A 21037-nucleotide genomic window follows, 5' to 3' on the forward strand; every position below is an offset into this window, starting at 1 on the left:
GAGGAGATCATCATGACCGCTCCGGTGAACTACGCGTCCCTCTACGAACCGCCCGCGCCCGTCAAGGACTGGAACCCGCTGGCGCAGATCGTGCAGATCTTCGCCGAGGACAACGGATGGCCGTACTACCCCTTCACGGCCGACCAGCCGCTTCCCGGCGTGATCTTCCGCGAACGCGACGGCCGACCGCGCTCCATGCAGCGCTCCGTCAACATCGTGCGCATCCCCGGACCACCGCTGACCGAGATCGGCAACAGCTTCTACACCGAGTACACGGCAGCCGGCCCGCAGACCAAGCCATGGGGGTACGTCGCGCTGCAGCTCGAGTCCGAAGCACCGCCTCTGGTGCTCGCGAACCAGCGGCTCTCCCGTCGCTCACCGCTGCCCTCACTGCCCGACGTCACACCCATGCCGTTCAAGAACCAGGACCGATTCCTGCTCTACGCCGACCCCGGCGCGTTCGCATGGGCGGACTGGCTGTTCGACGACGAACTGCAAACTCTCCTCGACGACGGCACACTCGGCTTCCACGTCGAGATCACCGGCGGCTCACTCTTCCTCTACGCGCCGCATCCACTCGCCGTCCCCGACCCCACCGTCTGGCAACGACTCCTCGCCCTCATCAGCGCGCTGCGCACCCGCCTCGGCGGCCGCCTCCCCGAACCACTGCCCCCCATCGCATCCCCCCGCCCACCCATCCCGAACGAACCCCCCTACGCGAGCGCACCCCTCCCACCCGCGAGCACCACCGGTCAGGGCCCCGTCCGCCAGCCAGCCTCACTCCCCATGCGCTCCAACGAACTCGCCGTCAACTTCCGACGCAACTGGATCGTCTGGACCCTCGTCCTGGCCGGTGGCGTTGCGGCGGCCATCACGTCGATCGTGCTGGGTCCCCTGCGCTGAGTCTGGGCTGCTGAGACGCAGGCCTCACGTCGGTCCTGCCGGACCGGCTGCGCTGATCAGTCGCGTCCGGCGCCCGCATCCGCCATCGCGCGAACGGGGGCCGCCCGCCGCATCCGCCGGCCCAGCGCACCGAGTCCCTTGTCGATGAGGATGTAGACGTAGGCGACGACCTCGAGCGCGAGGGTGAGACCCACGATCCAGAGCACGACTCCGCCAAGCCCGTTGCGGTCGACGTTCATGAACGGATACGGGTACTGGCCCCCGCCGGCGAACCGACCGCCGGCAGCGCCGTAGACGAACGCAAAGGCGAGGTACACGTAGGGGATGAGCGTCCACAGGGGCGGGTCGAACCACCGGCTGCGCCCCTTGGGCACGAACAGCAGCCAGTCCGCGATCGCCAGCGAGGGCGTGATGATGTGGATCAGGTTGTCGGTCAACGTGAACGGCTGATACCCGTTGCCCTGCGTGTATGTCTCGGGCACGAGCACGATCAGGTAGATCAGCATCGTCACCGTGATCGCGAAGGCCACGGCGAGTGAGAAACGCGCCGACGGCGTCGAGGCGCCGCGCGGTCCGTCCGCGCGAAGGTCGGCGACCGTGCGAACGGCGAGCACCACCATCCAGACGAGGCAGAGCAGGTTGCTGAGCACCGTGTAATACAGGAACTCGACCGGGCTGGGGCGTCCGTCCAGGATGCCGGTGACCCGCCCGATCCCCCAGGCCATGAGCACTGCCGCGACGAGACGATAGGCGAGGGCGACGCGGCGATCGGGCACATGCATGCGCTACATCGTAGGTCGGCGCGGGAGTCGCGGATGATCACGGAACGATGACGGCATGGCAAACACCCCCCGCTCGCGTTGCGCGGCCTGAATGATCGGCGTAGTGTCGCGCGTCGTGGCAAACGACAGTGCCGAGCCGGCGCCCGAGACTCCCATCGCGAAACGCCTGCTGATCGGGGACCCTCTCGCGTCCACGGATGCGGACGATCATCTCCTGCGCAAGCGCATGGCGCTGCCGATCTTCGCGTCCGACGCGCTGAGCTCCGTGGCCTACGCGCCGCAGGAACTGCTCATGATCCTGATGATCGGCGGACTGTCGTTCCTGGCCTTCAGCCCCTGGATCGCGGCCGCCGTCGTCGTGCTGCTCATCGTGGTGGTGCTCTCGTACCGCCAGCTCATCAAGGCGTACCCGTCCGGGGGCGGCGACTACGAGGTCGCGCGCACGAACCTCGGTGAGATCCCCGGCGTCATCGTCGCCTCCGCCCTGCTGGTCGACTACATCCTGACGGTCGCCGTCTCAGTCGCGTCGGGCGTCGACAACATCATCTCCGCACTGCCGGGACTCAACCCCTGGCGCATCGAACTGGCGGTCGGATTCGTCATCCTGATCGTCATCGTCAACCTCCGCGGCGTGCGCGAGGCCTCGCGCGCCTTCGCACTGCCGACGTACATCTTCATCGGATCCGTCGGACTCATGATCGTCACCGGCATCATCCGCTGGATCCTCGGCGATCCGCCGGTCGCCTCGAGCAGCGCGTTCTCCGTGCAGGCCGAGAGCCTCACGCAGGCCGCCGTCATCCTGCTGATCCTCCGGGCATTCTCCAGCGGTTGTTCCGCCCTCACCGGCGTCGAGGCCGTCTCGAACGGCGTGCCCGCGTTCCGCCGCCCCAAGGTCAAGAACGCGCAGCGCACCCTCGTCGCGATGGGCGCCGTCGCCATCCTGCTCTTCTCCGGGCTGACGATCCTCGCGCTCGTGTCGGGCGTGCACTACGCGGAGAATCCCTGCCACCTCATCGGGTTCGACTGCACGCAGCCCCAGCCGAGCCTCATGGCGCAGGTCGCGGCCGCCACCTTCGGGATGAACTCGATCCCGTTCTTCATCATCCAGGCGGCGACCGCGTGCGTGCTGCTGCTCGCAGCAAACACCGCCTTCAACGGGTTCCCGCTGCTCGGCGCCGTGCTCGCGCGAGACGGATATGCCCCGAAGGCCATGAACACTCGCGGCGACCGCCTCGTGTTCTCGAACGGCATGATCCTGCTCGGGCTCGCGGCGATCGTGGTGCTCATCGCCTCACAGGCGAACCTGACGACCCTCATCCAGCTCTACATCATCGGCGTGTTCGTGTCGTTCTCGCTCGGCCAGATCGGCATGGTGCGCCACTGGCGGCGAGAGCTTCGCGCTCTCACCCAGCTGCCCGCCGAGGCTCGCCATCAGAAGTCCGGGCGCTTCGAGCGGCGCGAGATCATCTCGGGCCTCGTCATCAACTCGCTCGGCGCGGGACTCACCGCGGCGGTGTTCATCATCGTCACGATCACCAAGTTCACGCACGGCGCCTGGTTGGTGTTCCTCGCGATCCCGGTGCTGTCGATCCTGATGATCGGCGTGCACCGCTACTACCGCGACGTCGAGCACGAGATCACCTACGACGACGAGACCCACTTCGGCGCAGCCGGAGACGTCGCGATCGTGCTGGTGGGACGCCTGCAGAAGCCCGTCGCCAAGGCCATCGACTACGCCCTCGCCGCGCGCCACGACAAGACCATCGCGCTGCACGTCGCCGTCACGAAGGAGTCGGCGGATGCGGTGCAGAAGGAGTGGGAGGAGCACCGCCCGCCCGTGCCGCTCGTGATCGTGGAGTCGCCCTACCGGACGTATGCCCAGCCGATCATCGCCTTCATCGAGAAGTACCGCGAGAAGCACGGATCCGCCGTCGTCACGGTCTACCTGCCGCAGTACATCGTCGGCCACTGGTGGGAGAGCTTCCTGCACAACCGTCGGGCACGCCGCATCGCGCAGCAGCTCATGCTCGTGCACGGCGTCACGATCACCCTCGTACCGTGGCTGCTGGACTCGTCCGAGGTCATCTACGGACGCCGCTCCCGTCCGCTGCCCGGGCAGGAGCGTGCGGGACGCCCCACCACACGCACCGTCAGCGTGGCGCGCCACGGCGAGGGCCAGAGCCGGAACTGACCCGATTCGCAGGGCTCCGGTCGCGCGTCCGCATCCGCATCGCTCCGGTCGGAGATCCGCATCCGCATCGCTCCGGTCGGAGATCCGCCCGAATGTCGGCGGATCCACGCCGCATCCTCCGACATCGGCATGTTTCTCCGACGAGGGAGACGGATGCCGGGACCGCATCCCTCGGACGCCCCGGAGCCGAAGGCCCGCGGCACAACTAGCCTGGAGGGGTGAGTTCCTCCCCCCTCGACGCTGCCGCCCTGCGCGCCGACTTCCCGATCCTCGATCAGAAGATCGGCGACGCCCCGCTGGTGTATCTCGACTCCGGTGCGACCAGCCAGAAGCCCCGCGCGGTGATCGACGCGGAGGTCGATTTCCTGCTGCGCGCCAACTCGGCCGTGCACCGGGGTGCGCACACCCTCGCCGCCGAGGCGACGGAGCTGTACGAGGATGCGCGGGCCCGGGTCGCAGGCTTCGTCGGCGCCGATGAGGAGACGCTGGTCTGGACCGGCGGGGCGACCCTCGCCCTGAACCTCGTCGCCTACTCGATCGGCAATGCCACCGCGGGGCGCGGCTCCGCCGCATCCGCAGCCCTCGCGCTGCGTCCGGGCGACGAGATCGTCGTGACCGAGATCGAGCACCACGCGAACCTCATCCCGTGGCAGGAGCTCGCCGCACGCACCGGCGCCGTGCTGCGCCACATTCCCGTCCACGACGACGGAACCCTCGACCTGGATGCGGCCGCCGCACTCATCGGCGACCGCACGCGCATCGTCGCCTTCACGCACGTGTCGAACGTGCTGGGCATCGTGAACCCGGTCGACGCACTCGTCGCCCTGGCACGCGAGGCCGGCGCGCTGACCGTTATAGACGCCTGCCAGTCCGCGCCCCACCTGCCGCTCGATCTGCCCGCGCTGGGCGTCGATCTCGCCGCGTTCTCCGGCCACAAGATGCTCGGCCCGTACGGCATCGGTGCGCTGTACGGCCGCCGCGAGGTGCTCGAGGCGCTGCCGCCCTTCCTCACCGGCGGGTCGATGGTCACGACCGTGACCAAGGATGCGGCCGAGTTCCTGCCGCCGCCGCAGAAGTTCGAGGCCGGCACCCAGCCCGTGTCGCAGACCGTGGCTCTCGCGGCCGCCGTCGACTACCTCGACGCGCTCGGAATGGACGCGGTGCACGAGCACGAGCGCATGATCGGACAGCGAATGATGGCGGGACTGAGGGACATCCCCGGCATCCGGCTGCTCGGCGACACCGCCGACGCGGACCGCGTCGGGCTTGCCGCCTTCGACGTCGACGGCGTGCACGCCCATGACGTCGGTCAGTTCCTCGACGCCCGCGGCATCGCGGTGCGGGTGGGGCATCACTGCGCCAAGCCGCTGCACGCCCGATTCGGGCTGACCGCATCCGTGCGGGCGTCCGCGTCGGTGTTCACGACCGAGGCAGACGTCGACGCCCTGCTCGGAGCCGTCGGCGACGTGCGCGCCTACTTCGGAGCGGACGCATGAGCGGGCTCGACGGGCTGTATCAGGAGCTCATCCTCGACCACTCCAAGCATCCGCACGGCACGCCCATGGCGGATGCCGAGGGGCGCACGGCGACCTCGCACCAGCGCAATCCGATCTGCGGCGACGAGATCGAACTGCGGGTGCGCCTGCACGACGACGGCACGGTGCGCGACGTGACCTTCACGGGCGCGGGATGCTCGATCTCCCAGGCCTCCGCATCCATGCTCGCCTCTCTCGTCGACGACATCATCGACGAGGAGGGCTCGTTCACGGCGGGTGCGGCCCGCGAACGCATCGAGCGCTTCCGCGAGGCGCTGCGCTCGCGCGGAACCGTTCCACTCGACGAAGAGACCTTCGGCGATGCCGCGGCGCTGTCCGGGGTGTCGAAGTTCACCGCCCGCGTGAAGTGCGCGATGCTCGCCTGGGTCGCCCTCGAAGACGCCCTCGCCCGCGCCTGACTCTCCGCCCGACGCGCGCGGTCCTGCCCGGGGCCGGGCGCGGAGGGGTGGCACCGTCCTCCCCGTGCCCGAGTTGCGACGCATGTGCGCAACAGCCACACCTTTGCGCAACAGCGACAGTCAATGACTGTGGCGGATGCGGAGAAGTGTCGCAGAGACACGGACCCAGGTCGCCGAGTGCGGACCGACGACCCCGCCGAGTGCGGACCGACTCCGCTGAGCGCGGACGAGCCCCACCGATGGCACCGGGGTTCCGAACCGCGACGCAGATGCGCAACCGCCACACCTTTCCGCATCCGCGACAGTCAAAAACAGTGGCGGATGCGGAAAGGTGGCGCGGTTACGGAAAGACTGACCCGACGAGACTGACCCGACGAGCGAGTCGGCGCGAGCCCTCGGGTGTCACCGCAGCCCGCACCGCCGAATCCTCGACGCGGCTCGTGGCTCAGGCGGCGGAGCCTCCGGAGCGACCGCGGCCGCCGCGGCGACGGCGACGGGACTCGTCACCAGAACCCGAGCCGGCACCCGCAGCGGAGCGCTCCGAGCCCGAACGACCGGATGCGGCGTCGCCGTCGCGCGCGAGCGACTCCACCCACGCGCGCTGCTGCTCGCTCACCGAGTCGCCGATCGTGCGGCCGCCGCGCGGCGCCACGTTCTCGGCCGTGTGGCCCTGGGGACGTCCGGCGCGGCGGTTCGGCGTGCGCTCGGCCGCGGCGCTGTGACGCGCCTCGACGGGCGCGGCACCGCGGACGGGAGCATCGGAGCGGCCGGTCGAACGTGCAGGAGAGGCAGCGGGGCGACCGACCCCACCGGAACGACCCGCACCGCCGGAACGGCCGGCACCACCCGAACGGGACGGAGCCGCCGCGGAACGCCCGGCGCCGCCGGAGCGAGCAGCAGAACCGCCCGAACGAGCGGCCGAGCCGCCCGAGCGCGAACCGCCGGAGCGTCCGCCCTGCGCGGGAGCGGTGACGGGCGACGGCTTCACGAGCGGCGCCGGCGTACCGACCAGCTCGGAGACGGCGGCGTGCGCCGCATCCACACGCTCGAGGGGCGCGGAGATCGAGGCCTTGCGCAGCAGGTCGGCGAGGTCGCGGCGCTGCGAGTCGAGCACGACGGTGACGACCGTGCCCTCGGCGCCGGCGCGCGCGGTCCGGCCGGAGCGGTGCAGGTACGCCTTGTGCTCGGCCGGCGGGTCGACGTGCACGACGAGCTCGACGTTGTCGACGTGCACACCGCGCGCTGCGACGTCGGTGGCGACGAGCACGCGGACCCCGCCCGCATCCGGATCTGCGCCGAAGGCCGCGAGGTTGCGCTCGCGAGCGTTCTGCGAGAGGTTGCCGTGCAGATCGACCGAGGGGATGCCGGCCGAGGTCAGCTTCTTCGCGAGCTTCTTCGCCTGGTGCTTGGTGCGCGTGAAGAGGATGCGGCGACCGTGACCGGACGCGAGGCGCTGCACGAGATCGTTCTTGTCGTCGTCGGAGACGTGGAAGACCCGGTGGGTCATGGCGGCGGCGGGAACGCTGGACTCGTCGACCTCGTGGCGCACCTCGTTCTGGAGGAACTTGCGCACGAGCGTGTCGACGCCGCGGTCGAGCGTCGCGCTGAAGAGCAGTCGCTGTCCGCCGGTCGGCGTCGCACCGAGGATGCGGGTGACACCCGGCAGGAAGCCGAGGTCGGCCATGTGGTCGGCCTCGTCGAGCACGGCGACCTGCACGCGGTCGAGGCGGATGACGCCCTGCTTCATGAGGTCTTCGAGGCGGCCCGGGCACGCCACGACGATGTCGACGCCGACGCGCAGCGCCTGCTCCTGCGGCTTCTGGCTGACGCCGCCGAAGATCGTGGTGACGTTCAGGCCCACGGCCGCGGCGAGGGGCGCGAGGGTCGCAGCGATCTGCGTCGCGAGCTCGCGCGTCGGGGCGAGAACCAGGCCGGTCGGACGACCGGGGGTGCGCGAGACGCCCGTGAGACGCGCCACCATGGGCAGCGAGAACGCGATGGTCTTGCCGCTGCCGGTGCGGCCGCGGCCGAGCACGTCGCGGCCGGCGAGCGCGTCGGGCAGGGTGTCCTGCTGGATGGGGAAGGGCTCCGTCTTGCCGGAGGAGGCGAGGACGGCGGCCAGCGGCGCGGGCACGCCGAGGTCAAGGAAAGAAGGCATGAAGAAGTGCTTTCGGATGAGGCGATCGATCGTGATCGCAAGACGGGGCGACGGCGCGGATTCGCGCATCGGTTCGCCGCTCGAGAAGAGGGCCCAGCGCCCGGAGGCGGGGCACGCGTATCGACGACGCAGCCGCCCGAAGGCGACACACAACCCTAACACCGGTGGATGCGGGTGCATTCCGGATGCGTTCAGCCGGGGTTGCGGAGAGCTCGCAGCCAGCGCCTGCACGGGCCCCGGCGACCGGGTGCGGACCCGCATCCGGCCCGATCCGCACTCACCCCGAAACACCGGACCGGGCCGCCGGCCGAAGCCGCGCGACCCGGTCCGTCGCCCTGAGGCTCAGCCGCCGAGCACCTCGCGCTCGAGGCGCGCGTAGCTGGCCTCCATGCCCTCGGTCATCCCGGTCGCGAGCACCGCGTCGCGCGTGGCCGCATCCGGATACTCGATGAGCAGCGTGAGCAGCGTCGCGCCGTCCTCCTCGTAGAGCGACAGGTCGTTCGTGGTCGAGGGGAAGTCGGTTCCCGTCATGTGCTCGGTCGTCACCCAGCGCCGCTCGGGCACGACGAGCTGCGTCTGTCCGTCGAAGCCGAACGGCTCGCCGACCACGCCCGCGCCCGGGGCCCACGCGTAGAGATAGTCGCCACCGGCGACGAGGTCGATCTCGCAGGTCGTCATGGTCCAGCCGTCGGGGCCGAGCAGCCAGCGGCGCACGAGGTCGGGGTCGGTGTGCGCACGCCAGACCACATCGCGCGTCCCGTTGATCAGCCGGGTGATGCGCACGTGCTGATCGCTGAGAATCTCGGTGCGCGTGCCCTTGCCCTCGGCGTAGGCGCGCAGGTCCTGCAGCACCGCGTCGAGCTGGTTGAACGCGAGCTTCGATCCCTCGACCGCGCCCATCGCGATGACCTGCTCGAGGGCCTCGAGCGAGTCGAAGTGCGAGACGTTCGTCAGCCGTGAGCCGGTCTCGGTCGGCGCGAAGGTGAAGGTCATGTGCTGCACCGGCATGCCCTCGACGGGCACGCCGTCCGCATCCGTGAACATGTCGCGCACCTCGAACATCGTGGGCTCCTCGATGGCGACGAACTCCCACGCCCCGCTGTAGCGCTCCCCCTGCGGGCTGGTCATCGCGTAGCGTGCGGTGCCGCCGACGGCGAACTCGAACGCCGTGAAGGATGCGGGATATCCGGGCGGACCCCAGAAGCGCTCCAGTTGACGCGGGTCGGTCAGGGCGCGCCAGAGGCGCTCGACGGGGGCGTCGACCTCGGCGACGAGCGTCATGGTGAGCGCTTCGGGGTCATGTGTGACGGCGGTGACGGGCATGGGGATCTCCTGGTGGGTTCGGCGGATGCGGCAGGCGCCGCATCCGAGTCAGGGCTCTTCGGCGAGCAGGTCTTCGAGGCGGGAGATGCGCGATCGCCACAACTGCTCGTACTCGGCGAGCAGCGAGCGCGCGCGGGCGATCGTTGCGGGATCGGCGCTCACGAGCCGCTCCCTTCCTTCGGCGCGTTTGGTGACCAGGCGCGCGGTCTCGAGCACGGCGACGTGCTTCTGAACGGCCGCGAACGACACCTCGTACACGGCCGCGAGGGCGGAGACCGACTGCTCGGCCTCGATCGTGCGCCGCAGGATGTCGCGGCGCGTGCGATCGGCGAGGGCCCGGAAGATCCGGTCCACCTCGGCGTCGCTGAGTTCCATTTGTACAACCATTTGGTTGTACGTTAACGCGGGGATGCGGGCGACACAAGAGGTGCGTTGTCGAGCGGGAGGCGATGCGCGGGGCGGCGGTCGGCGAAGCCGTCGAGCACTACTGCGGCAACCCGGCCGACCTCGGAGGCGAATCGGTCATCGGTGCGAGGAACCGCAGCATGGCGCGGTCGCGGCGACATCACCATGCGACTCCCCACGACTGCACACGGCGACGATTGTAGGACGACGCCATGCCACCGGCACGGGACCCGCTGCTACTGTTCCTGAACAGCGTTCAATGAACACCGTTCAGGAGAGTTGATGACTGCAATTCCCACGTCCCGACGCCGCGTCTACCTCGCCGATGTTCGACCACACTCCAAGCTGGTCGACGCAGCCCTCGTACTCTTGGGCACTGCGTTGATCGCGCTCGCCGCACTGGTCACGATCCCACTCCCCTTCACCCCCGTCCCGATCACGATGTCCACCTTCGCCGTCATGGCCGTCGGCGCGGCCCTTGGATCCGGCCGCGGCGCGCTCAGCGCTTCGCTTTACCTGGTCGCCGGCGCCGCCGGCGCACCGGTCTTCGCCTCCGGGCACTCGGGGGTCTCCCTGCCGACGTTCGGCTACATCATCGGATTCGTCGTCGCCGCTGCCGTCGTCGGGCAGCTCGCACGACGGAGGGCCGACCGCCACGTCCTCACCACGGTGTTGCTCGGCGCGCTCGGTACCCTCGTGATCTACGTATTCGGTGTGCCGTGGCTCGCGATCAGCGTGGGTGTCGACATCGGGCAGGCCATCCTCCTCGGTGTCGTCCCGTTCTTGGTCGGTGACGCGCTGAAGATCGTCGTGCTCGCTGCTCTCCTCCCGACCGCGTGGCGGACGGTCGGGGCGCCCTTCGCGGATGCCGGAGGCAACCGGTGACAGAGATCCGCGTGCTCGTCGACGCGGTCCTCAACGGGCGCACCGTCAGTCCCGAAGAAGCGCTGCAGGTCCTCGCAACACCTGACGATGAGGTACTTGAGCTCGTCGCTGCGGTGTCGCAGATCCGGCGCCGCTTCTTCGGGAACCGGGTGAAGCTGAACTACCTGGTCAACCTCAAGTCCGGCATGTGCCCCGAGAACTGCCACTACTGCTCGCAGGCCCTCGGGTCCACCGCGCCCATCCTGAAGTACTCCTGGCTCGACCGAGACGAAGCAGTGGCTCAAGCCCTCACCGGTGTCGACGGCGGAGCGGCACGCGTATGTCTGGTCGCCAGCGGTCGCGGCCCCTCGAACCGGGACGTCGACCGCGTGATCGACATCGCCTCCGACGTCAAAGAACGCGCACCGGGCATCGAGGTGTGCGCCTGCCTCGGGCTCCTGCGCGAGGGGCAAGCTGAACGGCTGGCGGGAGCCGGCATCGACGCGTACAACCACAACATCAACACCGCCGAGTCGTTCCATGACCAGATCGTGCAAACCCACACCTACGATGACCGCGTCGGCACGGTGCAGAACGCAAGGGCTGCCGGCCTGTCGCCGTGCAGCGGCCTCATCGTCGGCCTCGGCGAATCTGACGAACAGGTCATCGAAGCACTCACGGCACTTCGCGCCCTCGGCTCAGACTCGGTCCCCATCAACTTCCTCGTTCCTTTCGACGGGACGCCCATGGCAGACAAGTGGGACTTGACACCCCTCCGGTGCCTCCGAATCGTCGCCGTCGCAAGACTGCTGTGTCCGACGGCTGAGATTCGCCTCGCCGGCGGTCGAGAGACCCACCTCGGATCGCTCCAAGGCCTTGCTCTGCACCTGGCGAACTCGATCTTTCTCGGCGACTACCTCACAGCCGAAGGTCAAGCGGCAGCAGCTGACCACGCATTGATCACCGACAACGGCTTCATCGCCGAAGGGACCAACGACCAGCCCTCGAACGCGAGAGCGCTCCTCCCGCCCGTCGCCCGCAAGCGCGGCGCAGGCACAGACATGAGCGCGAACGCGTAACGCACGCAGTGACGGCCTCCGCGGCTTGAACCGGCGGCGTCACGCGTGTGGGGTCGCTGCTGACGTATCGGTCGTGGAGATGCGGCGGCTGGTGGCTACACCGTGCCGAGGCCCAGTCTGCCGCATCCCACGACCTGCAGGTCGAGCTCGGGCAGGTCGTTGCGCACCTTGCTGCCCGTGATCCTCGAGCAGTACTCACCGCGCTGCCCGGTGGGCTCTGCTGAGCTGAGGTGCGCCGAACTCCTGCAGAACCCGCCGACGTGCCGCTCCTGACGCCCGTCACGCCGATTTTGCAGGAGTTTGGGCACGCGGCAGGACGCGGCGGCGGCGGGATGCGGCCGGATGCGGCGGACGCAGAATGGCCCGGCGGGGCCCAGAAGACAGGGCGGGACGCAGCGGCGGCGTTCACTCCAGCACGGCGCGGAGCCTGGCCGCAACCTCCTCCGGTGCGACGTCGGCGACCCAGGCCTGCATAGCCGCCTCCGAGCCGGCGAGGTACTTCAGCTTGTCCGCCGCTCGGCGCGGCGAGGTGAGCTGCAGATGGAGCCGGGCGGTGTCGCGAGCGAGCCTTGTCGGCGCCTGGTGCCAGGCGGCGATGTAGGGCGTGGGGCTGTCATACAGGCGATCGACGGCGTTCAGAATGCGCAGGTAGCTGTGCGCGAGCCCGTCGCGTTCGACAGGAGAGGTCGCCGCGAAGTCTGCCACGTGGCGCTTGGGAATCATGTGCACTTCGAGGGGCCACCGCGCGGCATACGGGATGAACGCGATCCAGTGCTCGGCGTCGAGCACAACGCGTGGCCCGCGCGATTCGACCTCGACCACCCTGTCGAACAGGTCTGCCCCTTCGCGTTCCAGAGAGCGCAGAAGACGCTGCGTGCGAGGCGTCACGTAGGGGTAGGCGTAGATCTGGCCGTGCGGGTGGGGCAGCGTGACGCCGATCTCAGCCCCGCGGTTCTCGAAGACGAAGACCTGTTCGACGGCCGGGATCTCGCAGAGCGCGGCGGTTCGGTCGGCCCACGCCTCGATGACGGTGCGCGCCCGTGTCGGGGTCAGCGTGGCGAACGATCCCTCGTGCTCCGGGCTGAAGCACACCACTTCGCACCGACCGACCGAGGCGCGCTCCCGAAGCAGCGAGTCCGGGGCCGTGTCGACGCCGTGATCCGTTCCCCTCTCGGTCGCGGGACCGAAGGCGGGCGACTTGTTCTCGAAGACGGCGACGTCGTAGAGCGCGGGGATCTCAGACGGATTGGATGCGGTCTGAGGCGCGAGCGGGTCCTGGTGCGCGGGCGGCATGAATGCGCGGCTCTGCCGAGCGGTCGCGAAGGTGATCCAGTCCCCCGTCAGCACGTCTTGGCGCATCCTCGCGGTCGGAGCTCGCTCGCTCAGGGTCCGCCGATCGACCGCTCGCTGTTCAGCCAGCGCGGTATCGGGATCGTCGTAGTAGAACAGCTCGCGTCCGTCGGCGAGATGCGTGGCGCGTCTGACGACGCCGGCCTGCAGAAGAACCTGCTCCATCACGCGTCCTGCTCCACATCGGTCTCGAGGGCGTTGCGGCGCGCACCGACACAGCGGGCGCGTCCGGTGGCGAAGCGGGTCATGGTGAAACCTCTCCGGAGGGAGCGGGCCGCGTTCCGACCCGCTCCCTCATGGCGGCGGTGCGACTACTTGCTCACGCGCTCGTTGTAGGTGGTGAGCTGATCGGTGCCCTTGGCCTGGGCCTTCTCGAGCGAGGAGCGGACGTCGGCACCTCCCGCAATGGCCTGGATGGCGCTGCGCACGTCTGCGCGGCTCTGACCGAACGCACCGTTGTGGCAGCCGCCGGTCGCCGCGGTCTTCGCCGTGTCGGTGAGCTGGGTCAACAGGGCGAGTTTGGGCTGGCTGGTCTCCGAGGCGAGGAGGCCGTCGAGCGCCCCCTGATTGCTGGGCAGGTACCCGCTGTCCTCGAAGATCTGTCGCTGCACATCGGCGGAGCCCATGAACCGGGCGAACTCCACGGCGGCCGCCTTCTCGGCGTCGCTGTGCCCTTCGCCGAGAATCCAGAGCGCGCTTCCGCCGGGAACGGCTCCGCCGCCCTTCGTCGCGACCGGGAGTGCGAAGGCACTGATCTCGAAGGATGCGGCGGCCGTGGTGGCGCCGAGGCTGGCCGATGAAGCCAGCAGCATCGCGGCCTGCCCGACGCTGAAGGCGTTCTGGGCAGCGACGCCGTCGCTTCCGACGTTGACGATGGCCCCGGCCTGAAGGGACTTCTGGTAGTGCGTCCACACGTCGACGAGATCGTCGTCGACGAAGTCGAAGGCCGTCGCCGGATCCGCGCCGAGCCCGTTGTCGGGCGTGCAGTAGACGACATTGTTCAGGGCGCTGAACTGTTCGTTCCACCACTCGTTCTGCTGGAAGACCAGACCGGGGGTGCCGGTGGCGGCGTAGATCTTGTCGGCCCAGTCGAACAGCTCGTCGATGCTCGCCGGCGGCTTGTCCCCGCTCAGTCCCGCGGCCTGCAGCTTGGTGGCGTCGAAGAAGACGGCCGGCTGCGAGACCATGAGCGGCACCGCCCACAGCTCGCCGTCGAACGTGTAGTAGTTCGCCGCCGCGGCGACCACGTCGTCTGCTGTGTAGTTCTGGCCGTCGAAGGTGGTGATGCTCTCGGGAGCGGTCGCGAGGCCGCTGTCGTGCAGGTAGGCCGAGAACGTGTCGCCGCCCTGCAGGAGCACCGGGGTGTCACCGCTCTGGACGGCGTTGGTCAGCTTGGCCGCCGTTTCGGTGTAGTCGCCTTGGTAGATGGGATTGATCGTGATGTCGACGGCGTTTTCGGCGTTGAAGGCGGTCACCTGCTTCAGCAGAGCGTCGGCCGACGACCCTCCCACGGAGTACCAGAAATCGACCGTGACGGGACCGTCGGCAGCAACGGTCCCCTGCGGCTGCGCCTGTCCGGAGCATCCGGCCAGGATCAGGGATGCGGCGGCCGCCAGGGTCACGCCCGCTGCCACCGCCTTGCGTGTGCGAATCACTTGACTGCTCCTTCGGTTAGTCCTCGGGCGAGGAACTTCTGTCCGACGACCACGAGGATGATCGTCGGGATGCTGACGACGATGAGGCCCGCCAGCCCCGCGCCGAAGTCGGTGTCGGCCTCATCGAAGAGGGCCTTGACCCCCACCTGGACGGTGCGGGCCGTCGGCGACTCCGTCACCAGGAGCGGCCAGAGGTATCCGTTCCACGCGGCGATGGCGGAGACGAGGGTGACCGTCATGACGGTCGGCTTGGTGAGGGGCAGCAGGAAGCGGAAGAGGAACCGCATGGGCCCTGCCCCGTCGACGGTGGCCGCTTCCTTGATCTCCGTCGGGAAGCTCAGGAACGTCTGCCGCAGCAGGAAGATCGAGTACGCCGATGCCACGAAGGGGATGAAGACCGCGACGAGGGTGTCGAAGAGTCCGAGCTGGCGGATGGTGAGGTAGTTGGCCACGACCGTCGCCTCATTCGGGATCATCATCGTCACCAGGTACATGCCGAGGATCAGCCCGGGTCTGCGAAAGCGACCGAAGACGATGGCATAGGCAGCCAGAACGCTCGTGAGCACCTGGAATCCGGTCTGAGCGACGACCACCACCGCACTGTTGAGCATCTGACGCAGCAGTGGTGCGCGATCGAACGCCGAACGGAAGTGGTCCCACGTGAAGCCGGTGGGAAGAAGATCCCATAACGTGCCCGTGATCGCCGGCGTCGGGCGGATCGACCCGAACAGGACGTACACCAGCGGGAGGATGATGACGAGTGCGACGACGGAGAGATAGACGAAGAGCGCGATGTGCGCGACAGGCCTTTTCATCGGTAGTTGACCCTTCGCTCGAGAACTCCGAATTGGATGGCGGTGAGCGCGAGGATCAGCACCAGAAGGATGAGGGAGCGCGCCGAGGACGCACCGTAGTCAGCCGTTCCCCCGAAGGCCGCCTGATAGATGTCGATCACGAGCGTTCGGGTGGAGTCCGCGGGGCCGCCCCCGGTGAGGACGTTGATGATCGTGAACTCGCGAAGCGCCTGGATCGACTGGGTCACGATGATGAAGAACAACGTCGGTGTGATCAACGGCAGCGTGATGCTGACCGTCCGTCGCCAGAAGCGGGCGCCGTCGACATCCGCGGCTTCGAAGACCTGCTTGTCGATCGAATCGAGCGCGGCGAGCAGCAGCAGGACGGTGAATCCGATGGCGGTCCAGACGTCCACGATGATCACGGAGAGCAATGAGACGTCCGTGGCGGTCAGCCACCCGACGTTGCTCGCGCCGAGGGCGTTCGCCAGCACGTCGAGCAGTCCGGTGGACGGCGTCATCAGCGCACGGAAGGCGAGGCCGGCGACGGCGGTGGACACCGCCATCGGGATGAGCACGGATGCACGGAACACCCCGGTTCCGCGTACACGCCGGGAGACCGGTAGCGCGATGGCCAGTCCGACGACGACCTTGCCCGCCACCGACCCGAGCATGAACAGGAGGGTGACTCCGAGGGTGCGCCAGAAGTCCGGGTCGCCGAACATCTTGGCGAAGTTCTCGCCTCCGACGAAGCCGTTGGGCTGCCCGAACAGGTTGGTCGACTGCATCGACAGGAAACCGGTGCGCAGCAGCGGCCAGTAATCGAATGACACGATCGCGATGACGCTCGGAAGAAGGAAGAGGACGGCCCAGAGGTGAGGGCCGCGCCGCCTCCTGCCTGGGCGCGTCGCTGTGCGGGCGGAAGTGTCAACCACGATGTCTGTCTCCGTCTGAGTCGGTGCAGTTGAGAGTGTAGGGAACGTTCCCTACTATTGCAACCGTCATGGTCCTCCTCGTGTCCGCCGGACACCGACGGACGGAAGATTGGGTGAACAAATGTTTCTCGACATCGAGTGGATCAGCAGGTCTACCCTCACCGAGGTCGTCCTGCTCCTCGTCGCATTCCTCCTCTCCGCGATCGTCGGGATCGAACGGCACCGACAGGTCAAGAGCGCCGGCCTGCGCACCCACACCCTCGTCGGGGTGGGCTCGGCGATGTTCACCCTGGTCTCGGCGTACGGCTTCAGCATGGTGATCGGCACAGACGTCACCCTCGACCCGTCACGCATCGCCGCGCAGATCGTGTCGGGCATCGGCTTCCTCGGCGCGGGTGTGATCTTCGTTCGTCAGAACATGGTCTCCGGATTGACCACGGCAGCCTCGGTCTGGCTCGTCGCCGCGATCGGAATGGCGTGCGGAGCCGGAATGCCCGTCCTGGCAGTCATGGGCACCGCGTTGCACCTCACGACCGTGACCGTGATGTCGCGACTGGCACGGAAGGTCCCCCTGGCAGGTCGCGGTCGCGACCTCGTCGTGCACTACAAGGACGGGCGCGGCGCGCTTCGGGCCGTCCTCGAACGTGCGTCGGAGATGGGCTTCGAGGTCGCACTCACCGGCACACACCGCGAGGAGGTCGGACGGACGACTCCGATCGTCGCGGCGAGCCTGCGTTTCAACCGCGGACGTACCTCCATCGACAATCTGGTCGAGGCTCTCACCGAGGTGAAGGGCGTGCAACGCGTGGAGGCCGCGTCCGACAGCGACCGCACCTGACCGGCGCCTGCGCGGAGCGATGCCGCCGGGCTGCCGCACTGAAGGGGTGAGAACATGACAGCTATGCAGAGCGCACCGAGTCCCCGTCAGGCCGCGGTTTCACGGGTGGCGGCCGGGGCGTCGATCGAAGACACGGCACAGCACTTCAACATCCCCGTCGACCGTCTGCGCCGCTGGGTCGGCGCTCGAGACGACGACGGAGCCAGCGGCAATCGCACCCGGCGCGGCAAACAGGCCACCATCCTCGACCTCGCCGAACACACCGGGCTCTCGAAGTCCGTCGTCTCTCGCGCGCTGCGCGGCCAGTACGGCGTGAGCCCCGACGCCCAGGCCCGCGTGGCCGCGGCGGTGGAAGAACTGGGATACGTCTCCAACGCGGCCGCGCAGAACCTCAGCGCGTACCGAACGAACACCATCGGAGTGCTCGTGCGCGATGCCTCGGCCCCCTTCTACGGCGAGATGCAGTCAGCTCTCCAGAAGCGCGGCTCCACACTCGGTCAGCGGGTCTTCATCACCTCCGGGGCGCTGGACAACAACGACGAACGGCGCGCTCTGGAGGATCTGATCGCACTCCGAGTCGACGGGCTCATCGTGTGCAGCGGGCGGCTTCCGCTCAAAGAGGTCAAGCGGTTCTCCACGAAGTTCCCCGTCGTCGTCGCCGGGCGGCCCGACATCGACCCGGCCGTCGACAGCGTCTTCGGAGACGAGGATGAGGGGGCTCGCCAGCTCGCGGACCATCTGGTGGATCTGGGGCACCAGAGGGTCGCCGTCTTCCAGCCCCCGACGACAGTCTCGCCCATCCTGCATCGCCGCATCGAGGTCATGCGATACCGGCTGGAAGAGCGTGGCGCCGAGGCGCTCGTCGTGGCGACCGCATCCCCCGACGAGGCGCGGGAGCTCCTGTCCGGTCTTCCATCGGGCGTGAGTGCCGTGATGTGCCCGAACGACCGCTACGCCGCGGCCGTTCTCCTCGAGCTGCGCACGGGCGCTCGCCCGCTCTCGGTCACGGGATTCGACGGCGTCGGAGGACTCGCCAGCGCGCTCATCGACCTCACCACCTGGCGTCAGCCGATCGCAGACATCGGCGCTGCCGCCGTCGAGCGTCTTCTTCACCTCGTCACCCACCGCAACGCCGTCGTGGACCACCTCGCCATCGCGGGACGGTTGCATATCGGGACGACGACCGCTCCGCCGGCATAACTGTTCTTCCCCGGCAGGTTGTGAACGCGGAAGGCTGGCGTGGAGCCGCTGATGCCGGCGAGGGGTCGCTGGACACTCCCGGCGCCCTCGGTATAGTAGGGAACGTTCCCTGCACTGAAGGAGTTCCGCATGAGCATGGCTGTCGACGGGTTCACGTACGGTGTCTACCTGCGGCCCGACCCGCTCACATGCCGCGCTGTCGCGGAGTTGACCGATCTGCTCAAGAAGCAGTTCGGCATCGTGTCCGCAGCCGCCTTCCCGCCGCACGCCACCCTGGCCGGCGCGGTTCCCAGCGAGGCCGACGAAGCCGATCTGATCGCCGCTCTCGACCCGGTTCTGCGCGCGACGTCCCCCATCGCCGTGCACAACTCGGGGATCGCGCGACACAACATCGCGGTGACCTTCGACGTCGACAAGACCATCAGCGGCGAGAAGAACGCCGCGATCAAATCGCTCGCCGTCGCTGTGAACGATGCACTCGAGCCCTTCCGCGAGCACGGCGAGGGGTTCCGGATGAAACCCTTCGACGCCGACGGCTTTCGCGCGCACCTCTCGCTGGCCTCCCACGACCTCGAGGAGCTGCCCCACCTGCGAACGGAGGTGGAAGCGTTCCTCCGCGCCCTTCCCCACACCGCACCGTCCGACTTCGTCGCCGACACCGTCACGCTGTTCCGGTTCCACAGCGCCGACTGGACCCGCGAATGGTGGAAGGACCTGCGCTGGTGGCACCTGCGCTCCTGGACTCTCACGGGCAGAGACTCTTCGTCCTAGCGGAGCGCGCCGCCGCATCCGCCCGCGTCAGAGGTGGGCGAGCGACCCGTCCTCGGCCTGAGCGGCGAGTACCAGGAAATCGACGACCAGCTGCACGATGACACCATCGGCGTCGACTCCCCAGTACACCGGGTAGCTGCCGTCGCCGTGGCCCGACTCCGCGACGATGCCGGCATCACCGCGACCGAGCGGCACGTCGATCGCGACAGGATGCGGCGCGCGGAGGACATCATCGAGAACCTCGGCCTTCGCTCGACGGCTCATCTGCGCGTACGCGGGGTAGTCCACGATGCAGACGCAGCCCGCATCCACCCCGATCACGTGCCCCGAACCGGCCGTGGACGCCGGATGCCAGGCGACCGGCATCCGTTCGCCGAACCGCACGCGCAGAGCGGCGTTGCGCCCGAACGCCGTCACCCGTTCCACGGGGTACGAGCCCGGTGGCACGGTGCGGGCGAGAGGCCGGGCGTCATCGTTGTCATAGCCGAAATCGAGCACCGCGATCACGCCGGAACGGGTGACCAGCGTGCTGACCGGGCTCACGCGCGCCTCGGCGGTCTCGCCGCGGGCCGACACGACCGTGCGGTCTGTGAAGTTGCGCTGCTCGTCGAGCCGAGACTGTGCCGCGGGCATCGGATCCCAGGGGGCATCGGCGTCGGTGCCGGCGAGCGCCTCTCGTACCGCATCCTCTGAGACGAACGGAAGGGTCGGATCCTCGAAGTGCTGCGCGATCGAGCGGATCCTCCACCCGCTGCCCTGCCGCACCAGCGTGAACTCGTGGAACATGTCCAGCGGACGCGCGAACACCTCGGTCAGAACATATGCCTTCTCACCCACCACCTCGCTGCGTACGATCCGCTCGACCGCGACGCCGTATGAGGGCGGTCGACCGAACGACCGGAACCCCTCCGTCGTGTCGAGCGTGAAGTGCTCCTCGCGCACGCGCGCGACGAGGGCGCCCCACACCTCGAAGGCGTCGCGATGGCCGGATGCGGGATCCCGCCTTTCGAAGGCCGGGGCCGCCCTGCGCCAGACCGCGTCGTAGTCGGCGAGGAAGCGCTGCACGCGCCTCTGTACGGCCTTCTCCGGGAGAGAGCGCAGCATGACGCGATGCTAACGGGCGTGCCGTCGTCGCGCGAGGCGGCGCATCCCCTCACATCTCGTCATACGCATCGGAGAAGACGCGCCCCTCTGGCCCGGACTCCCCCAACCAGTAGGGCAGCGCCCCCGGGGTCTCCCACACCGCGGTCAGGAAGGCCTCGAACGAGGCCGCGATGACGGGCCAGCTGCCCACGACGCCGTGAAACTCGTCGAAGCTGTCGTACACGCGCCCGCCGCGGCTCGCGGACAGGTCCACCGAGAGGTGGTCGCCGCCGGGTGTGCGAGCGATCAGGTAGGCCGCCCGGCTCACCGCATCCGCTTCGCCCGGGTCGCCGACGATGATCGGATTCGCGGGAACGACCTCGTCCGGCGGCAGGAGGGTGAGCTCGCGCGCCTGGCCGACGAAGAGCACGGCTCCCCCGCAGCCTTCATAGAACTCCCGCACGCTGTCGGGGAGACGCTCGTCACCGCGCTGGACGCGAGGGAGCGACGTCGGCGGCAGCACCTCGCAGTCGGTGCGCAGTCGTGCGCGCTCCAGGAGTTCGGCGATGTCCACGCATCCATTCTCCGGCGCGAGACGAGGGACCGCTGGCAGCCCGGCCGCGCGACGCAGAGATCCCGGGCTTTCATCGATCCCGAGCCGCTCGTCCGAACTCCTGCAGAATCCGCTTCTCGTTCGGACCGAGGCGGCTCTCGCCTGCTTCTGCAGGAGTTGCGCTCGAGATGATCCCCCA

19 protein-coding genes are annotated in these 21037 nt (G+C 68.7%); 9 read left to right on the forward strand and 10 right to left on the reverse strand.

Annotated features, from left to right (window positions below; genetic code table 11):
- Positions 1-12: 12 nt before the first annotated feature.
- Positions 13-903 carry a hypothetical protein gene (locus PQV94_RS15600; RefSeq protein ID WP_274286676.1) on the forward strand — a complete coding sequence of 297 codons (891 nt, stop codon included), beginning with the start codon at positions 13-15 and terminating at the stop codon, positions 901-903.
- A 56-nt stretch (positions 904-959) separates the two neighbouring features.
- Here PQV94_RS15600 and PQV94_RS15605 read toward each other — a convergent pair whose 3' ends face one another.
- Complete coding sequence (locus PQV94_RS15605) at positions 960-1685, reverse strand: Pr6Pr family membrane protein (protein ID WP_274286677.1); 726 nt, start codon at positions 1683-1685, stop codon at positions 960-962.
- Positions 1686-1776: 91 nt separating this feature from the next.
- Between PQV94_RS15605 and PQV94_RS15610 the strand changes: the two genes are divergently transcribed.
- The 3 genes from PQV94_RS15610 (at position 1777) to sufU (ending at position 5830) form a co-directional block, all read left to right on the forward strand.
- The gene (locus PQV94_RS15610; RefSeq protein WP_274286678.1) at positions 1777-3876 is read left to right on the forward strand and encodes an APC family permease; all 2100 of its coding nucleotides are present in this window, start codon (positions 1777-1779) and stop codon (positions 3874-3876) included.
- Positions 3877-4094: 218 nt separating this feature from the next.
- Positions 4095-5372: an aminotransferase class V-fold PLP-dependent enzyme gene (locus tag PQV94_RS15615; protein WP_274286679.1), complete on the forward strand. Its 1278-nt coding sequence runs from the start codon at positions 4095-4097 to the stop codon at positions 5370-5372.
- Positions 5369-5830 (forward strand): Fe-S cluster assembly sulfur transfer protein SufU, encoded by a 462-nt coding sequence (sufU, locus tag PQV94_RS15620; RefSeq protein WP_274286680.1) that lies wholly within the window; start codon positions 5369-5371, stop codon positions 5828-5830. The genes PQV94_RS15615 and sufU overlap by 4 nt, the downstream gene beginning before the upstream one ends.
- Positions 5831-6275: 445 nt before the next feature.
- On the opposite strand, the gene PQV94_RS15625 is transcribed toward sufU, so the two are convergent.
- From PQV94_RS15625 to PQV94_RS15635, 3 genes are all read right to left on the reverse strand, one after another.
- Positions 6276-7988, reverse strand: a complete 1713-nt coding sequence (locus PQV94_RS15625) for a DEAD/DEAH box helicase (protein ID WP_274286681.1) — start codon at positions 7986-7988, stop codon at positions 6276-6278.
- A gap of 342 nt (positions 7989-8330) precedes the next feature.
- A complete protein-coding gene (locus PQV94_RS15630; RefSeq protein WP_274286682.1) occupies positions 8331-9311 on the reverse strand; it encodes an SRPBCC family protein in 981 nt (326 codons plus the stop codon).
- 48 nt (positions 9312-9359) lie between these two features.
- The gene (locus tag PQV94_RS15635; protein ID WP_274286683.1) at positions 9360-9698 is read right to left on the reverse strand and encodes an ArsR/SmtB family transcription factor; all 339 of its coding nucleotides are present in this window, start codon (positions 9696-9698) and stop codon (positions 9360-9362) included.
- A gap of 300 nt (positions 9699-9998) precedes the next feature.
- Between PQV94_RS15635 and PQV94_RS15640 the strand changes: the two genes are divergently transcribed.
- Both PQV94_RS15640 and bioB read left to right on the forward strand, forming a co-directional pair.
- Positions 9999-10601 (forward strand): biotin transporter BioY, encoded by a 603-nt coding sequence (locus tag PQV94_RS15640; RefSeq protein ID WP_274286684.1) that lies wholly within the window; start codon positions 9999-10001, stop codon positions 10599-10601.
- Positions 10598-11659 (forward strand): biotin synthase BioB, encoded by a 1062-nt coding sequence (bioB, locus tag PQV94_RS15645; protein ID WP_274286685.1) that lies wholly within the window; start codon positions 10598-10600, stop codon positions 11657-11659. The genes PQV94_RS15640 and bioB overlap by 4 nt, the downstream gene beginning before the upstream one ends.
- 405 nt (positions 11660-12064) lie before the next feature.
- Here bioB and galT read toward each other — a convergent pair whose 3' ends face one another.
- The 4 genes from galT to PQV94_RS15665 form a co-directional block, all read right to left on the reverse strand.
- Positions 12065-13174, reverse strand: coding sequence for a galactose-1-phosphate uridylyltransferase (galT, locus tag PQV94_RS15650; RefSeq protein WP_274286686.1), 1110 nt, complete (start codon positions 13172-13174; stop codon positions 12065-12067).
- Positions 13175-13320: 146 nt separating this feature from the next.
- On the reverse strand, positions 13321-14664 hold the full coding sequence (locus PQV94_RS15655; RefSeq protein WP_274286687.1) for an extracellular solute-binding protein: 1344 nt from the start codon (positions 14662-14664) through the stop codon (positions 13321-13323).
- A complete protein-coding gene (locus PQV94_RS15660; protein WP_274286688.1) occupies positions 14661-15479 on the reverse strand; it encodes a carbohydrate ABC transporter permease in 819 nt (272 codons plus the stop codon). The genes PQV94_RS15655 and PQV94_RS15660 overlap by 4 nt, the downstream gene beginning before the upstream one ends.
- Complete coding sequence (locus PQV94_RS15665) at positions 15476-16291, reverse strand: carbohydrate ABC transporter permease (protein WP_274286689.1); 816 nt, start codon at positions 16289-16291, stop codon at positions 15476-15478. Before PQV94_RS15665 ends, PQV94_RS15660 begins: the two co-directional genes overlap by 4 nt.
- A 223-nt stretch (positions 16292-16514) precedes the next feature.
- Here PQV94_RS15665 and PQV94_RS15670 point away from each other — a divergent pair, with 223 nt between their 5' ends.
- The 3 genes from PQV94_RS15670 (at position 16515) to PQV94_RS15680 (ending at position 19202) form a co-directional block, all read left to right on the forward strand.
- Complete coding sequence (locus tag PQV94_RS15670; protein WP_274286690.1) at positions 16515-17231, forward strand: MgtC/SapB family protein; 717 nt, start codon at positions 16515-16517, stop codon at positions 17229-17231.
- 54 nt (positions 17232-17285) lie between these two features.
- Positions 17286-18431, forward strand: a complete 1146-nt coding sequence (locus PQV94_RS15675) for a substrate-binding domain-containing protein (RefSeq protein ID WP_274286691.1) — start codon at positions 17286-17288, stop codon at positions 18429-18431.
- Positions 18432-18560: 129 nt separating this feature from the next.
- Positions 18561-19202, forward strand: coding sequence for a 2'-5' RNA ligase family protein (locus PQV94_RS15680; protein WP_274286692.1), 642 nt, complete (start codon positions 18561-18563; stop codon positions 19200-19202).
- Between the two features lie 27 nt (positions 19203-19229).
- On the opposite strand, the gene PQV94_RS15685 is transcribed toward PQV94_RS15680, so the two are convergent.
- Complete coding sequence (locus tag PQV94_RS15685; protein ID WP_274286693.1) at positions 19230-20306, reverse strand: DUF4241 domain-containing protein; 1077 nt, start codon at positions 20304-20306, stop codon at positions 19230-19232.
- 49 nt (positions 20307-20355) lie between these two features.
- Entirely contained in the window at positions 20356-20859 is a 504-nt protein-coding gene (locus PQV94_RS15690; RefSeq protein WP_274286694.1) for an SMI1/KNR4 family protein, read from the reverse strand.
- Between the last annotated feature and the right edge of the window lie 178 nt (positions 20860-21037).

Source organism: Microbacterium sp. Clip185 (genome assembly GCF_028743715.1).
Taxonomy (GTDB): Bacteria; Actinomycetota; Actinomycetes; order Actinomycetales; family Microbacteriaceae; genus Microbacterium.

Bases quoted from the DNA above. Each gene is read 5' to 3' on its own strand.
- PQV94_RS15600 (WP_274286676.1), top strand. From the start codon at position 13: ATGACCGCTCCGGTGAACTACGCGTCCCTCTACGAACCGCCCGCGCCC.
- PQV94_RS15605 (WP_274286677.1), bottom strand. From the start codon at position 1,685: ATGCATGTGCCCGATCGCCGCGTCGCCCTCGCCTATCGTCTCGTCGCG.
- PQV94_RS15610 (WP_274286678.1), top strand. From the start codon at position 1,777: ATGATCGGCGTAGTGTCGCGCGTCGTGGCAAACGACAGTGCCGAGCCG.
- sufU (WP_274286680.1), top strand. From the start codon at position 5,369: ATGAGCGGGCTCGACGGGCTGTATCAGGAGCTCATCCTCGACCACTCC.
- PQV94_RS15625 (WP_274286681.1), bottom strand. From the start codon at position 7,988: ATGCCTTCTTTCCTTGACCTCGGCGTGCCCGCGCCGCTGGCCGCCGTC.
- PQV94_RS15630 (WP_274286682.1), bottom strand. From the start codon at position 9,311: ATGCCCGTCACCGCCGTCACACATGACCCCGAAGCGCTCACCATGACG.
- PQV94_RS15635 (WP_274286683.1), bottom strand. From the start codon at position 9,698: ATGGTTGTACAAATGGAACTCAGCGACGCCGAGGTGGACCGGATCTTC.
- PQV94_RS15640 (WP_274286684.1), top strand. From the start codon at position 9,999: ATGACTGCAATTCCCACGTCCCGACGCCGCGTCTACCTCGCCGATGTT.
- galT (WP_274286686.1), bottom strand. From the start codon at position 13,174: ATGGAGCAGGTTCTTCTGCAGGCCGGCGTCGTCAGACGCGCCACGCAT.
- PQV94_RS15660 (WP_274286688.1), bottom strand. From the start codon at position 15,479: ATGAAAAGGCCTGTCGCGCACATCGCGCTCTTCGTCTATCTCTCCGTC.
- PQV94_RS15670 (WP_274286690.1), top strand. From the start codon at position 16,515: ATGTTTCTCGACATCGAGTGGATCAGCAGGTCTACCCTCACCGAGGTC.
- PQV94_RS15675 (WP_274286691.1), top strand. From the start codon at position 17,286: ATGACAGCTATGCAGAGCGCACCGAGTCCCCGTCAGGCCGCGGTTTCA.
- PQV94_RS15680 (WP_274286692.1), top strand. From the start codon at position 18,561: ATGAGCATGGCTGTCGACGGGTTCACGTACGGTGTCTACCTGCGGCCC.
- PQV94_RS15685 (WP_274286693.1), bottom strand. From the start codon at position 20,306: ATGCTGCGCTCTCTCCCGGAGAAGGCCGTACAGAGGCGCGTGCAGCGC.